The organism is Yersinia sp. 2541 StPb PI (genome assembly GCF_052217145.1).
Classification (GTDB): domain Bacteria; phylum Pseudomonadota; class Gammaproteobacteria; order Enterobacterales; family Enterobacteriaceae; genus Yersinia; species Yersinia enterocolitica_E.
On sequence record NZ_JAZGQB010000001.1, the window covers coordinates 2675620 to 2691477 of the forward strand.

The window sequence follows — 15858 nt, forward strand, 5'->3', positions numbered from 1 at the left end:
CAACAAAATTCTAGCGATTTGAAAAGGCATTCAAAAAAACAATGAAAGAAATCACCCCTCACTTGTCACACCCCAAATACCGACCTGATATTGATGGGTTAAGGGCGATAGCTGTAATACTTGTTTTATTTTTTCATGCTAAAATCTTCGGTGTTAATTCTGGATTTGTTGGCGTTGATGTGTTTTTCGTGATATCAGGATATTTGATAACTTTAGGGATAAAAACTGGATTAGAAAAAGGTAATTTTTCATTCATTGATTTCTTCAAAAGAAGATTGTGGAGATTGCAACCTGTTTTTATTACTTTAATAATTGTAGTGACAATAATAACCACACTGACATACCTTCCTGATGATTATTTAAAATATACCAACAGTCTTAGATACGCATCCTCATTTTTATCAAACGATTATTTTTCCAACTTAAATAACGGATATTTTACAGATAATGTGAACATTATGCCTTTATTGCATACATGGTCATTGTCTGTAGAATGGCAATGGTATTTATTGTTACCTTTTTTAATGTTTATATTTTTTAAATTACTTAACATTAAAAAATGGACATATTGGATATTACCACTTACAGCTCTAATGATAATAGGCATTCACTTTGGCTCTCTTGCAATACAAATAAAAGAAATAGATGAGAGTAAAACCTTGTCTTTTATCTTCAACGATAAAAACTCACTGAAGTATTACTATAGCTTTTCTGGCCGCATTTTTGAGATGCTTATAGGATCATCTTTAGCTGTTATTGGCTCGTTAAAAGTAGACCGAATTCCGCAATGGTTAAACTCCATCATTGGCATTGCTTGTATTGCAATTATTGTCGCTATAGGGATGAGAGGCGGAGTTTTAGATTTTTACCCAAATAAATATGCACTATCTGTATGTTTAAGTTCTGCCATTTTAATATATTTGGGTGGTTCAAAAAATAAAGGATTTGCAACAAAAATATTATCAATAAAACCAATAGTATTCGTTGGGTTGATATCATACTCTCTTTATATTTGGCATTGGCCGGTACTAGCATTTATTAGAAACTTAAATATAGAAGAAACATGGAGTGTTATTTTATTAGCATTACTTTTATCATTCTTACTTGCTATTGTCTCGTATCGTTATGTTGAAACTTTTTTCAGAAGAAAAAACTCATTATCCTTATGGAAAACTTTAATAGTTTTAGTGCTAATACCATATATCCTTGTGTCCACCCTGAGCCATAAAAGTAAAGTTACCAGTGGCATTCCATCGCGATTAGGTAGCAACTATATGAACTTGGTTCATAATAAAACAATTCAATACAATTGGATTGATAGAATTAGAAATGAATGCAATGTAGAAAACTTAAGTCTAATAATGCTTAACTGTCACTTTAATGTGGGTGCAAAAAAATCCGCGATTGTCATGGGGGACTCATACTCTGATCATTCTTGGCAATTTTTGAAATCCATCATTGGGGATGAGAGTATATCATTAGATTCAAGTTCACTTGGTGGGTGTTTAGCTGTGGAAGGTGATGAGCAATCTGAAAAAAATATATGTACAAATAGAACTAATGAAAATTACAATAAAATCAAAAAAGGGCTTTATCAGTATGTAATTATAAGTCAAACGTGGGGGCGATATATTAGCAATGAAAATCATGCCAACACCAGCGAAGCAAAGGAAAAGCTAGAGAAAGGACTTGAAAGCTCCATAACTAAAATAATCAATAGCAACGCTAGACCAATTATTATCATTGGAATATTTGATGCATACAAAAACCAAAATCCATTCTATCTTGCAAAAATACAACAAAATTCTTGTGTAATGAGAGAATATAAGTCTAGAGAACTATTACACTCTACGTGTGACTTCGATAGCAATTATGATAACGATCAATATAGAAAATGGATTGATCAAATGTTTTTAAGGTTAAAAGCCAAATTCCCTGAATTGATCTTAATAAACATGTATGAACTTCAATGTTCTACTGGCGTATGCAGGACGGATATTGACGGCTACCCCGTTTATCGAGATTGGTCACATTTAACTGATTACTCATCGCATCAATTTGGCATTGAATACCTTAAGATGCATGGTAATATCTTCAAATAATGACCGGGCAGAAATGCCCGGTAACTTTACAGATATATAGGTTGTGGTAAGAGTGGTTTTAACCACTCAGGAAGGGATTCAAAATATGTAATATATCTTAGGTCATTTGCATAAACCTCTCCTAATAAATGGTAATATTCCGATGATTGTTGGCAACAGAACCAGCTAATAATTACTGTTTCTGTTCCATCAGAAAATTGCACATATAAAATACCCATATAACTCCCGAGTTAAAATACATAATCAACTAAATTAGATGCAAAATTGCTTAATGTGCCAACCGTTGCATTAGCAGAGTAATAAATGGTTTGTGCAGTGATTACCGGGATATTCATAGCTGTATATGTTGACCCATAACCTGCCGTAGTGGTCATTGCGCTTGCCCGCCAAGCGATACCAGAAAGAGACGATGAAAATGCCATACCAACAACGCCATTAGTAGATGTCCCCAATGCGCCATCTACGCTGCAATACTTAGCATTTATAGGTAAGTAATTGGGCATATTTATTGGCAGTAGCGGTGTCGTTCCTGTTGTTGTAGTCAGTACAGTTATTCTAGGGAATGAAATAGAACGGTCTAACTGATACCCGACAGTAAACTGGCTGCTTGCAGTTCGCCACACACTGACCAACGCGGACGCCGTATAACCTGATGGCATATTAGCCCCGCCATACACCTCTGGGACCAGCACTGACGTAGCATTAACTGCAAGCAATGCAGAAACTTGAGTTGTTGGGTTATAAATCGCATACAGAGCCACAAAGCCCGCAGCCGGAACGGTGCCGGTATCCATACCACCAGCGCCATTAGTGGCAAGGTTAATTATTTTGTTGAAGTTGGTAAGCTTATACTGACGCCCACCTAACGCCGTTTGCACGATTAATTCATCTGCCGTAAAAGTGGCTGTTGCTGATGCTGCAGTAACACTCATTCGGGCATTGCGTGATGTGCCAATAACACCGGTTAATTGTGGAAGATGGGCTACATCGCTTAAGCCAAGGTTTGCAAGAGCAGCAGTTACTGCCGCTGAACCAGCCGCCGCAATTTCAGAGAAATTATTACTTGTTCGAAGAAAAAGTTTTTTCAATGCTGTCAATAACTGAGTTCTGTTGGATTTATCAAGCACCACACCAGTGGATTCAACAACCCCAGCGATCTCCTCCTGAATAGCATCAAAATAATCATCATCCAAAGCCGTAGCCGGTACGCCGGTTTGTGGGTTACCGCGCGTAAAGCCGTTCTTACCCACGCCAAATTTATCAATTTGCGCGGAGGGGGTATCAATGCGATGCATAAAGGGTTACTCCAGATATAAGAAAGTCACGTAGGTGTGTGAGGGGCAAAGTTTGTTAATGACGCATTCGGCGGTAGTGTCGCCCCACGTTCTCAGGCTATCGGTACACAGTGAGACGCAAGTCATATCGGTGATCTGTGTGGCGGTCGGCATGTTGACCTGCCACCAGTAGCGCCATTCTTCCGAATAAAGCGAATCAACACAGGTGGATGTGCAGCGAAAAATATCACTTTCAAACTGGGTAATGGTGGCATCCGGGTAACCCAGCGCTGCCAATTGTGCCAGATAGAAACTCTTGTTAATCCCACCGATAATATTGATTTTTGCGTCAAGTCGTTGCTGACGTTGGGCTAAGGTCTGCACGCCTGCTGGCGCACAGGAATCGGGTAAGCCGGTTAACTGTTCATAACGGTCGATCAACTCGGTGGTAGTGCGTGGGTCAATCTCCACCATCAGACTATCCCCGCGCTGATGTACGCGGGAATATGACGGAGCCAGCCCCAACAGTAGGGGATCATCTCCCTCCCATGCCGGACCGCGGGGCAAGAGGTTTTTTAATAATTTGGCATAGCCGTCTGTTAGGTCCACGTCAGTTCTCCCACAATAGGCAATTCAGTGGCAGCCAGCGGTATATCGTCAGTAGGACTGACAAGGACGTGTTTGTATTCGCCAGTCGCAATACTAATGGCCTCATTGATGCGCGAATGATCCAACGTGCCACCAGGCACGCCATCACGCATAAACATGGCGCGTAATTCTGCCACCACTGCATAACGCACTTCGGCAGTATCTGGCGTGAGCCGAATATGGAACGGCACCACTTTGGCAACCGGCGGGAAGGTGTAGAGACTGGCTCCCGCCACTGGCGCTAGCGGTAAAAGGTGATCACGGACGGCGGTCACTACCGCATTATCTGGGATCGGGTTTTCTAAATCGCTGTTGGCCACCATCACACCGACAGTACCGGTCCCCATCCAGTGGCGGTAAGTCCACGCGCGGGTAACGCCAGGCACCTCTTTCGCCCAGATAATATAATCACCATCCGCACCGCCCTGTGGGGTGTAATACCACCGCTCAATGATCCGCGCCCGCCACTCCTCTACCGGCTCAATATCAGCGCCACCCTCTATACTATCCGCCACCGCTGACGATGGCAGGCCGTTAATCGGCTGAGTCAGCACCATGCCGATACCATCATCTGTATTCCCCAAAGTGCCAGCGACTGAACAAATCACCGGCACCCGCAGAACACCCGCAACAGATGTCGCTGCTGCCGTGGTGGTGTACTCCTGCAAATCATCTCGCTGAATAATTCTGCCGGCGGGAACTTCAATGTCGTTAGTTACCCCTTCCCAGCGTACAAAACCGGCCGCCGTTGATGGTTGCTTACGTGGGCATCGCTTCATATTCCCATGCTGCGCTAACCAATCCTCATCACACTGATCCGGTAATAGGTTGCGGGCCAGATAATCGATGTAGCCGTAAACCGTATGCACGGCCGCCGCATGCACCCGGCTATAAACCTCGGTGTCGGTACGGCGAAGAACTGCATCAGTTTGGAATCGAGAATTAAGGTCACTGCGGATTTGGGTTATGAGTTGGGGAAGTGTCGGGCGGTTAAATCCGCTGTCAGCCATTGAGTGCACTCCATAAATCATCGAATGTTATTAGCTGAGAATTGCCATCGTTGCGGTACAGCGTTATCTCTGCGGTCAGTATTTCGGTACCGCGCCGCAAAACATTGATGGCTATTCGTGAAACTACGCCGTCATCTTTTAGCCAGGCTAATGCCTGTTCCAAATAGCCCCGCGCCAGTTCGACCGTCTTATTAGTCAGCGTGGTGCGCTGGAGTAGATAAAGGCGGGAGCCGATGCGGTCATTTTGTATGGTGGGATAGCTGTCACCCCACCACCCCATAGGCTGCTCTGAATCATCATCCGGATCAGCGCGGCGCCAGGTGAACAGAGAAATAATCACAGCGCGAGTGAGATTGTCCGTTGGTGTGGAGACTGATTGTTGCTGGCCGTTCACTATCAGGATCATGGTTTACTCCATCTGCTGGTTAGGAACGTCGGTGTTAGGTTCGCCGTGCGGGTGAGTATGCCCGTTGAACTGATCGCGCATAGCCTCCATGGTGCCAGTTTTATCTTTAACGTCAGCCTCAGACTCAATGTTACCGACTGCTTTTATCTCCCCTTTAGCTTCGATAAGCGGGGTGTTGAATACCGCCTTTTCTTCCGCGTTAACAATAAACTGCTTGGTGTTCACCTCTATTTTGTTACCGCGCTTGAGAATAATGCTGTCACCTTCGTCGCTGTAAATGGCAACCTCCCCATCCTTTAACCCCTTAATCCGGTACCGGCGATCAGCAACTACCAACACCACACCGTGAGAGCGGTCACCATCAGGGAAAGCAGCGAACGCTTCCGCGCCAGTATGTGCGGCGCTGGTGAAACCATAAGGCTCCAGATGTTCGATGTTGTCTTTTAACTCATCCGCTATCATCTGGATTTGCAGCATCTGATTTTTACTGCTGGAATTGAGGCGGCGAACCACAGCGCGAACCAACATATTGGATATCCCGCGCTGCAAACCCCCGAGTAATCTACTCATTAGAATTCGTCCTCTTCGGCTTTTTTGCGTCGCTTGTTTGGGTTGGGAGGTTTTGGTAGGTAAGCATCGGGCGGGCCAACACGTAACTGGGTGATTGTTCCCTGCTCGTTTTTGCTGTAAGTCACCTCTGCTATCAGCATTTCGCGGTTGTTAAAACCAAGCACTGGATCAAACACCGTCACCAGTTGATTGGGTGACCACAAGTCACCGTTACCCTGGCGCCAGCCCTGCACCGTATAGGTCACTTCATCAGTGCGTGCCGCCCGCCGTAGCATTTCAAACTGGCTGCGTTCAATCACCGTGGAGCCAGTCGCATTACCGCTCTGTTTGATAACCATGGGACGATAGCGATTCACGCCACCGTCAACGGTTTTAGCCCGGATCGCATTGGTGGTCGCCTCACCGAAGTCGTCGTCATTGCCCGACCGTTGTCCGGCAACCACATATTCAGAAAAACGGTCTTTAATGCTCTGTTCTGTGTCGCAGGAGATAATATTTTCACCCAGTACCAGGGCAGTGACGGTACGTGAAGCGCCCACAGGACCAATAACCAGTGCGCCCGCTGGATTGTCATAGGCCAGCACTTGCTGGATGCCCATCATCTTATCGAGCACATCCACCACAGTTTCGCCGTAATCAACCTGCAACCCCTGCATGGGTGTGTTTTCCACACCGGCATTGACCACTGACACACCAAATGGCGCGGCAAGCTGGGTCGCTATCTGGATAAAAGATCGGCCGGTAAATTGAGTTATCAGTGCGGCGCAGTCGATCAAGTCTTCTGTTTTACTGCGACCGACAATGCCCACCGATACTGAGCGGGCGTCATACCGCACAGGTGTGGCATCGATATAGCCGGTGACCACCAGGTCAGTGCCAATCAACACTGTGACCTGATCGCCCTTTTTCACTCGCGGCTGGAGGTGTCCGGCCTCTTCACTGCCGGGCCATTGGCGGGTGATTTCTACATTAAAGTCGCGGGCCAATCGCTCGATACCTGCTGAGATAGAGACAGAGGTCCACCCTACCCACTCACGGCCATTTACCCGCAACGTGACATCATTATTCATCGAATAGGTACCTGTAGTGTTTTCACTGGCACAAAGCCGGGATGGGTGATTTTGTTGCGACCGATAATGTCAGTTTCACGCGCGGCTGAGTCATACCAGTCAGCCGCCAGTACCAGTGCGGGCAGCACTTCATCTGGCGTTCGGAAAGTGGTTTTTTCTATCTGCTCGAGCCGCATACTGATATCGCGGTTCACATCAGCGCGAACGGTATTGATAGCCAGGAACAAAGCATCATCCGTCACACGTAGCAGCTCCTGATCAATAGCTGTATTCAGTGTGTCGCGGATCTCAGTTAATGACTCATAAGTCACTGGTGGGATAACGGCTACAGCGTCGCTGAGAGACGTTACCGCCGGATGAGTAACTAGCGGCAGTTGTGCTTGTGGGGTTACTGTTGCTGTCAATGCCGGACGGGTCTGCGGTAAATCAGACACGCTCTGTGCGGCTTCAGTCAGTGCGGTGGTACGGATGGCCTGAGCAACTACGTTTCGCTGTGCGGTTTGGGTCTGAATGGTCTTACTGTCCGTTTTCCATACCCCATGCGGAGCCAGATCACGACCGACAGTAAACCCACTAAGCCCCTTAATTTTGTTGATAATGTTGTCACTGTTACCCAGCAGACTATTACCCGAACGCCACATACGCTGCAGCCTATTAACGAAATTCATACCGGAGCTGGGTGGCATCAGCAGCACAGACAGATCACCATCCAACAATCGTCCCGCATCAGCAATAGCAGAATTAACGCCGTCAAAAGCTTTGATCGCCGTGTTCATCATGTCGCTGGCATCGCTGATAACGCCGTTCTGGATAAAGTCGGCCATGCCATCCAGCCCGAAATCCTTCCCAAACGCATCAGTGACACAATCGGTCATCGCATCACAGGAAGAAACCAGCTTCTGTCCAGTGGCAATGCCGGAAGTCGGAAAAGAGAGTTCACCGGCTTCGACAAAGTTGAAGCTGATGGTACACATGCGGCCATCTGCCGCGCTGTGTCCAACCCTGACCTCACCGCCTATACAAACATTTAACTCGCCGTACTGCGGGTGAATCAGTTTCCCTGGTCCAGCCTGATTAATGGCTGTGATCAGCTGATCGCGCTGTGCCGGGTAATCGTCGCCAATTAGATAGGCTGAAATAGTATCGCGCCGCGTCACCCGCCCCAAATCCTCGGAATAAGGCTTGTCGCGGTTGGGATATTCGTGGGTTTGTGTCCGGCGCCCGAAAGTGGCCTCATTCTCTTGAATTTTAAATGGCACACCCCGAAACGAGGCCGGTAATAGCTTATCTTTCCAGCTCATACATTCTCCGGGCATAAAAAAACCCACCGAAGTGGGTCTATAGGGAATTAATTACTTATTAGCGAAACGGCTATAGCCAACATCATAGCCCACACCAAAACCTGACTGATTGGTTGTAGTGCTGACAACGGCCATATTTGGAGGCGCATTATCAAACTTTACAGTAATTTCCCCATTGATTGCCTGATGTCGAGCCGAGGCTAATGGCACCTTAGAATTTTGACTGCCGTCCATATTTAGCAGCTCTTTCATGCGGGGAATAAACCCTGTATAGCCTCTGTCCTGCTCCCCTTTATTTAGCTTATCAACCAGAATGTCCCCTTTGGATTTATTGGTGGACTGAGACTCTTTACTTAGGTCATCCAGTTGCTTAAATAAGCTAATGATCACACCAATAGTGACCATTTGCCCACCATAAGAAATGAGCGTTTTTAGTGCACCATTAAGCCCTCTGACGCCTGCACCACCAGCGTTAATTCCTTTCAAAAATGAGAAAGCAAAATCACCGGCCATATACAGAGCAAGCCCTTTCATTACGCCTTCCCAGCCACCCACCATATCGACGATAGGCTTAATCTGGTTCCATACATCCTTAAATACCGGTCCCACCGTATCCCAGTTAGCCACAATCAACGCACCTGCACCGATCAGCAGCGTAAGTAACTTACCCAGCGGTGACATTTTGGTGACGAAGTTCATAATACCGATCGCTTTCGTTACCGCTGTAACGCCAGTGGCAACAGAAATTAAATAAACCCCCAATTTAAAAACTGTCTTTATTAATTCAGGATTAGCCTTAACCCATTGCCGAAACTGCTCTAATAAATGTTTAAGCTCTTTAGTACCCTCGGTAATATAGGGCAGGAACATATCCCCGAGCGTAATACTGGCAATCTCTAATTGGTTCTTCAGTAATTGAACTGCGTTGGCCGTAGTTGCCGCTCTGGATTCGTATTCTTTTTGCATTGAACCGGCATAAACCTGAGCATCTGCAACTTTATTAAAATTCTCCCTCAGTAAACCCATATTCGTTAAGAGAGGCGCTATAGCACCTAGTGACTCTCTACCAAATAGTGCTTCCAGTGCAGCAGCCTGCTTAGCTTTGGGTAATTTAGCGACAGAGTCCAACACCTTTAAAATAGCGGTTTTGGAGTCTTTTTGCATATCCGCAGCTAGTTGCTTAGGATCTATTTTTATAGCTTTTAATACTTTCCCTTTTGATCCTTTACCTGTCCCTGAGGTAAGAGACAACATAAAGTTTTTAATGCCTGTTGAAGCTATTTCAGACTCTACCCCCATCCCAGCGATAGTCGCCCCCATTGCGGCTATTTCCCCAGATGCAAGCCCTGCCACACTGCCGAGCGGGCCAATTCGAGTCACAATTTCAGATATTTTCGCCGCATTCGCAGGGCCGGTATTACCCAGGTAGTTAACTTTATCTGACAGTGTTACCACTTCACTTTGAGTCAGTTTAAATGCTGTTCTCCATTGTGCCATCATCTGGCCGGACTCTTCTGCCGTCTGATCGAAAGCAATACCCATCTTCACCGCATCAGTCGCAAAAGCTTTCAGATCGGCGCGGGCAATACCTGCTTGACCACCTGCAGCAACGATGGCAGCTATTCCATCCGCTGCCATTGGCAATTCAGTAGAAAGCTTCAATATATCCTCGCCCATCTCCTTAAACTGGGCGGGAGTATCAAAGTCAACAACCTTGCGCACATCAGCCATGGAGGATTCAAATTCCATTGCCTGGTTGATCGGAATAATGAAAGCACCACCAATGGCCGCGCCCATCATTGCCACACTTTGCATGACGTCTTTAAATTCCCCCTTAAACTTACGCAGATCCTTCTGCATAGTCGTCAACGCCGGAGATAACTTATTGACGCCAGTAATAATCGCCTTTAACTGAAAACTATCTGACATTACTCAGCTCCGTATTAATGCGTTCAGCCTGCGCCTCCATCTCAAATATTTTGGATAGAGGGCAAGCCATGACGGTAAGGGGATTCATTCGCCAAAAATAGGCAATGTTATAAATGCGGCTAGTTAGCTCACCGACACTTCTGATGCCGTAAAAAAACCGACGATCTGCATTGAGATGGTGATCAGGTCTTTCGGCAATAGTTGCTTGGCTGATGAAGGGGGAATGTCGGCCAGTACCGGTAAATATGCCAGCGTACAACTCATGTCAATTTTAGCGCTGCCGTTATCCGAGTAAGAGAACGGCATGCCAAACTTGGCAATTTCATCATATTCAGGTGCGCGAATATTTAACTCTTTGACCTTCTCACCACCAACGGTTATTTCTTTGGTTAATGTCACAATCATTGGTAAAAGCCCTCTTGCCCGTGGAATTCCATATCTACCGTACCCTCTTCGGCATTATGGTTCGCTTCGCCATGCAACCAGCCGCTGGAAAGTACATATACCTGACCGTTCGCCAGCTCACTGGTAATGGTCATGTTATCTGCTGAGGTGATCTTGCTGATGGGGTAGTCTTTCGGGACTTTAAATGTCCCTTTGGTATAGGGCGCGCGGTGGGTTTCTTTGTAATCCACTGAGCCATCCAGCCCGATCACATCATCTTTCACCGCTGTGTTCATTGGCACCTCAATGCCGCCGGTCAGAGATAATTGCTGACCATCAATTTTGAAAAAGCACGTGCCGCCAATTCGAGCCATTTAGGCCACCTCTTCGCTATATTGCAGACGGAACTGATTAAGCACTGCGAATACTCGCAGTTGGTTGACATAATCAGGTGGGAACAGCACATCAAGCCGGTTAGGGTTATCAGCGTTGCGTTCAACAATCAGGTATTGATTGAACAGGTCAAAGTTCTCAACAATGCCCGCGCGCTCCAATTGGCGATAAATGGAAAGCAATTCCCCACGGATCACCTTAGGTGTGACAATCGCCTGACCTGCACCGAAGCGAGTGCCATCGTTAGCCAGCTTATGCCGTGGATATTTGCTGGTGATAACCGACTTTAACCGGCGCAACACATAGGCGCTGGTATGCAGCGTCTCACTATCAAGGAAACTGTTATCGGCATTGCCGTAGGTATTTTTCTGATAAGTGGTGATATCGCGCTGAATACGCAACACCCCGCCCTCGCTATAAGCCGTGGCGATGCCATGAGTTAACAGCGATTGTTGCTCTGACAGAATGAAACGCGTACCCACCGGGGCCGGTAATGCGCCATTCAGCAAGCCGGTTTGCGTTGGTCGTGCCGGATCATTACGAATGAACACCGAATTACGCGCTGTTCGCGCCGCAATCAGCTCATCCGTTGCCATCTGCACGCCAGTTTCATACCCGGCGATTGTTAGATGTGGATCGTTGAATGTGGCACCAAAAGCAACCAGATCCGACAAATCCCCCACCTTGGCGGTATACACATGGCCATATAACTGCCGTGACCAACTCCAGCGCCCGGTATCGTCGTTCATCTCTTTGCCAATAGTGGCCAGTGATGCTGAGTCATTGAACGGGAAAGCGATAAAATCAAACAATTCATCGCCTAAGGTGGCAATGGTTGCAGACAGTACCGGAGCACCGGCACCGCCAGCCATTGGAACAATCGCAACATTCACGCCGGATGGATTCTGCTCACCGCCGACAGTACCGCGATAGTTCAGGCTGATAGGCAAACCGTTACCGGTTAAGCCGCTGTTTTTGGCTGTAAGGGTGACAACACCCGCCGCCGCAACTGCGGTAACCGGCAAATCAAGCAGAGCATTAACCGCTGCAGCGATACTGGTACCGATAATCGCCGGAGTATCCAGCGCAGTAACCACGACTTGAACTCGGACAGAGCCGATATAAATCGACAATGTGCCAGAGGCTTGCGCGGTACCGGTGACAGTGAGTGTGCCGGTTGCTGGTGTGCTCGCTACTTCAGGGACAGCAACTACCCACAATTCACCAAAGGGATCGACAGCCCGGTAAGCTGCCACCATTCGGGCTAGCTGGCTACCCCGACCGGCCACCTGCCCCGCCCGATCTGCCGACGGCATAATGACGAGCGTATTCTTTTCAATCGAACTGGTTGCCAGCGCGTGGGCGATAATGAGCGAAGGCCCACTGTCTTGTGCCGTATTCGCCGCGCTGTTGTCCATTTCGGCAAAGAACAACGGCACCCGTAAATCATTAGGGATGTTGTTAAAATTCATTGTTTTTTGGCCTTCTGCTCAGGTTGAACGATGGGTGCCGGTAGTGCGGTTTCTTCAGGTTCTGCGGCCTTGACGGTCACTTCTCCTGACGCTATCCGGCGGTGCCAGTAGATATTTTCATCGACGTTTCGGCCCTCTGCGGGCAAAAAGTCACCTCTGACCGGGTCAGGAACTGACCGGCCATCTTTGGGGATCACATGCATAAGGGGTTACTCGTCGTTAAGGGGGATGTTTAACTTGTGTTCAATGGTGCCGTCAGGGGTCATAAAATCGACATCAACCATGATTTGCCTCAACTCTTCAAGCTGCTGAAGGTCATCCCATTGACGGGTATCTTCTTCGGATATCTCAATTTTTGCAGAGAAATCATACTGGTAATAAAGGTGCGCGCGGTTGGTGTCCAGCAGATTACCGCCATCATACTGAATCGGGTCATAACACGGTTCTGGTTGCCAACCCAATAGCGCTTTAAACAACTCAGCGCGCAAATCATGCACGGCATCAAATGCCGCTTTCTGGCCTCGCTGATCTGCACTGTTATTCACCACTACCACCACGGCAAATCCATCTGTAATTGTCTGCCAATAGTCAGTTTTTGAGCGCTGTTCACCGGCGGTATCGTTAGTCGGGATAATCCATGCGCTGGGTAGTGCCATCTTGCCATTTTCGAGAAGCAACTCATATTCAGCCGCCCCAGACACTCGCCCCTCAAATGTCGGGCAACGTAGCCGGAGAGCAGCAATAACGAGTGATAATTTCATTTAGCCACCACTGATTTTTTTAGTGCATTGAACAGTACCTTCTCAGACCATGTGCGCCGATTGGCCAGTGCCTCTGTCATGAAGTTTTTACGGGGCGCAATTTTCCAGCCACTCCCTCCTGAGGCACCTTTTCGGTGACTCTTGCCCCGCTTGGCCTTGCGTTTCACGCCGTAGAACAGGAAAGCGGGGTAGAAATCATCACCAGAAGGTAATCTGGTTGCTCGCCTGCCCCCTTTTTGGTTGGGAGCGATACGCACCATAAAGCCCGGACGTCCACCTGATGGTGAGGGGACTTTATAGCCGATGGATTTTGATAGCCCGCCGGTGCGGGTACCAGGTGCTTCCCCCGCCTTTGATATGGCATGGCGTGCTACCAATCGCCGCGCCTCGTCTTGCACACCCCGCCCCACTTTAGCAAAGGCGTTTCTGACCCTTTTCTGGTTGAATTCCAGCTCTTTAGGTTTATCAAAATCAACGTGCAAATATAAACCGCTGGTAGAACGTTCCATTCCCATTAATGCCCCTCCCCAATAACTTCCACGGTACCCAGTTCTTCAGCAGTGATAACCAGAAAGCGGCTGGTTTCATTCAGGTTCGTGGTTCCCTTGACTCGATAAACCATTTTATTGATAACCACTTCATCATCCGTGGTGACACCCGTTCGGTAGCGGATAACAATGCGGTGAGTAATAGCAATATCAATCTGCACCGAACCGATACGGACAGAATCACCAATAGCTGACAGCTTCGCCCAGGTATCAAAGGTATTGTGATAAACGGTATCAACTCCCATATGATCATTGCCGGGAACATCTTCGCGGGTGCGGAACTGGGCGCGCTTATTCAGTTCACCGGGAGCCGGTGGCCGATAGGTAGCATTGATTTCAGTAAACCGGCGTTGAGTCATAGTGGAATAAACCTGTATGGGCCAACGAGGAAGTAGAAGCTCATCGGAACTTCTGACTGCTCAAAATCACTGACCGATGAGCGGTTTTCATACCAATGGCTGACAAGATGCAGCATGGCCAACTTGATATCATCCTCAAGAACTAGCCCGTCAGGGTCTGTTTCGGGTACAGCATCCGCATATAATTTACGGTTGGTGTAGCTGATGACCCGTTTTTCTGCTGCGCCGCCAATCAAGGTTAACAGGTCATTTTCATGGTCAAAATCAGCATCCAGACGACACTGAGCCTTAATTTCTGGCAGTGTTAACAGCATGAAAACCTCCATACCCGCAACCTGAACCCAGATTGCGGGCATAAAAAAACCGCAAAAGCGGCATGTTTTAAATCCAAGTGAAATTAACCACCCGCTGCAGGTTTACCTACCAGCGCTTTAATAGCGGCGGTATCTTCCAAAATGCAGTCAAAACGATGGAAGGCGAGGAAGCCGGTCTGGTCAAATTCGGCATAACGTTCTACCAGGCGTTTCAATGTCATGTAAGTGATACGACGAACAATGAAACGATCAAAGTCGCCACAGAACATAAATTTCTTACCAGCAGCAATGTTGTCGATTGCCTGATCAATCACGTAAGGCACCTGCAATACGGTTGCTGGCGCACCACCAATGATTTCAGGCAACCACAGTGGACGACCTTGCAGATCTTCCATTTCGGTGAGGGTTTTCAATGTTGAATCATTGAATGCCCAACGGAATTTCGGACCATTACGATACGCGGGATCGATGGAGTGCTTGAGAGCATTCATTTCTTTCCATGTAAATGTAGTGGCCGCTGCTGTTGGAGTGACGCCCGTGACAGAAGTCACCAAGCCTTTGGGTTGCACTGGCGTACCCGCGCCGGTCCCCTGAACAAGATATTTAGCCTCGCCGCGCCCAATACGCTGAGCAATACGGCCAGCCAAAAATGCTTCAATATTGACGCCACTATCCTGAAGTAACTCATTAGAAATACGAATTATTTTAGACGACAGCTTTTTAGCACCGAGTGAGCCAGAACCGAACTCAACATCCTGTTCGCTGGTTTCGGTGTTTTCACCCAACAGCTCCCCCTCCTCAGTAGTGCCGTCAGAGGTAGCCCATTCAATATCCTGCCCATTATCGGTATTCATGATCTGCGCAACACTGGCAATGCCACCGTAGGCTTTCATGGCCTCGACAATCATGGCGCGGAATTGGGTTGGGACGGTGTAACCCCCTTTTTCATTAGGGGCAGTACCTTGCGCACGTAACTCGCGCAGAGCGCCGCGCTCTTCGGCACTCAGTTCACTTTGCCCATGACGCAAGAACTTGTTAAATGCTTTTTGGCGCTGTTCTTGTTGCTGGCCCTCTGGTGTGTCAGTCCGTTGCCGCTGTTCTTGCTCCTGCTCCTGAACAAACTGCTGATCCAAGCTTCGTAACTCTTCTTCACGCGAGATTTGATCATCGAGCGCCTGAAGCTCGGTTTTTGCCTTGTTCCAATTGGTTCGTTGCTCATCAGTCCAGGCGTTATCACCTATACTGTCATGCAAAGCGCGCATATCCGTTGAAATGGTATTGCGCTTCTGCTTAATATCGTGCAATTTCATAGGCATA

Annotated in this window: 18 protein-coding genes; 1 reads left to right on the forward strand and 17 read right to left on the reverse strand. The window is 47.6% G+C overall.

The genetic code is table 11. The annotated features are described in order from the left end of the window. Positions 1–41: 41 nt before the first annotated feature. On the forward strand, positions 42–2102 hold the full coding sequence (locus V1953_RS11975; RefSeq protein WP_442850956.1) for an acyltransferase family protein: 2061 nt from the start codon (positions 42–44) through the stop codon (positions 2100–2102). 230 nt (positions 2103–2332) lie between these two features. Here V1953_RS11975 and V1953_RS11980 read toward each other — a convergent pair whose 3' ends face one another. From V1953_RS11980 to V1953_RS12060, 17 genes are all read right to left on the reverse strand, one after another. After that, complete coding sequence (locus V1953_RS11980) at positions 2333–3397, reverse strand: hypothetical protein (protein ID WP_442850957.1); 1065 nt, start codon at positions 3395–3397, stop codon at positions 2333–2335. 6 nt (positions 3398–3403) lie between these two features. Then, positions 3404–3985: a YmfQ family protein gene (locus V1953_RS11985; protein ID WP_372558807.1), complete on the reverse strand. Its 582-nt coding sequence runs from the start codon at positions 3983–3985 to the stop codon at positions 3404–3406. Continuing rightward, positions 3976–5034 carry a baseplate J/gp47 family protein gene (locus tag V1953_RS11990; RefSeq protein ID WP_442850958.1) on the reverse strand — a complete coding sequence of 353 codons (1059 nt, stop codon included), beginning with the start codon at positions 5032–5034 and terminating at the stop codon, positions 3976–3978. Before V1953_RS11990 ends, V1953_RS11985 begins: the two co-directional genes overlap by 10 nt. Continuing rightward, entirely contained in the window at positions 5027–5440 is a 414-nt protein-coding gene (locus V1953_RS11995) for a phage GP46 family protein (protein WP_145514704.1), read from the reverse strand. The genes V1953_RS11990 and V1953_RS11995 overlap by 8 nt, the downstream gene beginning before the upstream one ends. A gap of 3 nt (positions 5441–5443) precedes the next feature. Beyond that, positions 5444–6010 (reverse strand): phage baseplate assembly protein V, encoded by a 567-nt coding sequence (locus V1953_RS12000; RefSeq protein ID WP_442850959.1) that lies wholly within the window; start codon positions 6008–6010, stop codon positions 5444–5446. After that, the gene (locus V1953_RS12005; RefSeq protein ID WP_442850960.1) at positions 6010–7080 is read right to left on the reverse strand and encodes a phage baseplate assembly protein; all 1071 of its coding nucleotides are present in this window, start codon (positions 7078–7080) and stop codon (positions 6010–6012) included. Before V1953_RS12005 ends, V1953_RS12000 begins: the two co-directional genes overlap by 1 nt. Beyond that, entirely contained in the window at positions 7077–8381 is a 1305-nt protein-coding gene (locus V1953_RS12010; RefSeq protein ID WP_442850961.1) for a DNA circularization protein, read from the reverse strand. The genes V1953_RS12005 and V1953_RS12010 overlap by 4 nt, the downstream gene beginning before the upstream one ends. Positions 8382–8432: 51 nt before the next feature. Continuing rightward, positions 8433–10310, reverse strand: a complete 1878-nt coding sequence (locus tag V1953_RS12015; RefSeq protein WP_442850962.1) for a phage tail tape measure protein — start codon at positions 10308–10310, stop codon at positions 8433–8435. A 123-nt stretch (positions 10311–10433) separates the two neighbouring features. Next, positions 10434–10715, reverse strand: a complete 282-nt coding sequence (locus V1953_RS12020; RefSeq protein ID WP_049611660.1) for a phage tail assembly protein — start codon at positions 10713–10715, stop codon at positions 10434–10436. Beyond that, on the reverse strand, positions 10712–11068 hold the full coding sequence (locus V1953_RS12025) for a phage tail tube protein (protein WP_019081887.1): 357 nt from the start codon (positions 11066–11068) through the stop codon (positions 10712–10714). Before V1953_RS12025 ends, V1953_RS12020 begins: the two co-directional genes overlap by 4 nt. Then, positions 11069–12559 (reverse strand): phage tail sheath subtilisin-like domain-containing protein, encoded by a 1491-nt coding sequence (locus V1953_RS12030; protein ID WP_442850963.1) that lies wholly within the window; start codon positions 12557–12559, stop codon positions 11069–11071. Beyond that, on the reverse strand, positions 12556–12762 hold the full coding sequence (locus tag V1953_RS12035) for a DUF2635 domain-containing protein (RefSeq protein ID WP_049611652.1): 207 nt from the start codon (positions 12760–12762) through the stop codon (positions 12556–12558). The genes V1953_RS12030 and V1953_RS12035 overlap by 4 nt, the downstream gene beginning before the upstream one ends. A gap of 6 nt (positions 12763–12768) precedes the next feature. Continuing rightward, positions 12769–13320, reverse strand: coding sequence for a phage tail terminator protein (locus V1953_RS12040; RefSeq protein ID WP_442850964.1), 552 nt, complete (start codon positions 13318–13320; stop codon positions 12769–12771). Next, positions 13317–13835, reverse strand: coding sequence for a hypothetical protein (locus V1953_RS12045; RefSeq protein ID WP_221872639.1), 519 nt, complete (start codon positions 13833–13835; stop codon positions 13317–13319). The genes V1953_RS12040 and V1953_RS12045 overlap by 4 nt, the downstream gene beginning before the upstream one ends. Continuing rightward, positions 13835–14227, reverse strand: coding sequence for a phage head closure protein (locus V1953_RS12050; protein ID WP_442850965.1), 393 nt, complete (start codon positions 14225–14227; stop codon positions 13835–13837). The genes V1953_RS12045 and V1953_RS12050 overlap by 1 nt, the downstream gene beginning before the upstream one ends. Further along, positions 14224–14541, reverse strand: coding sequence for a head-tail connector protein (locus tag V1953_RS12055; protein ID WP_061111497.1), 318 nt, complete (start codon positions 14539–14541; stop codon positions 14224–14226). The genes V1953_RS12050 and V1953_RS12055 overlap by 4 nt, the downstream gene beginning before the upstream one ends. A gap of 83 nt (positions 14542–14624) precedes the next feature. Then, positions 14625–15851, reverse strand: coding sequence for a phage major capsid protein (locus V1953_RS12060; RefSeq protein WP_145514740.1), 1227 nt, complete (start codon positions 15849–15851; stop codon positions 14625–14627). Between the last annotated feature and the right edge of the window lie 7 nt (positions 15852–15858).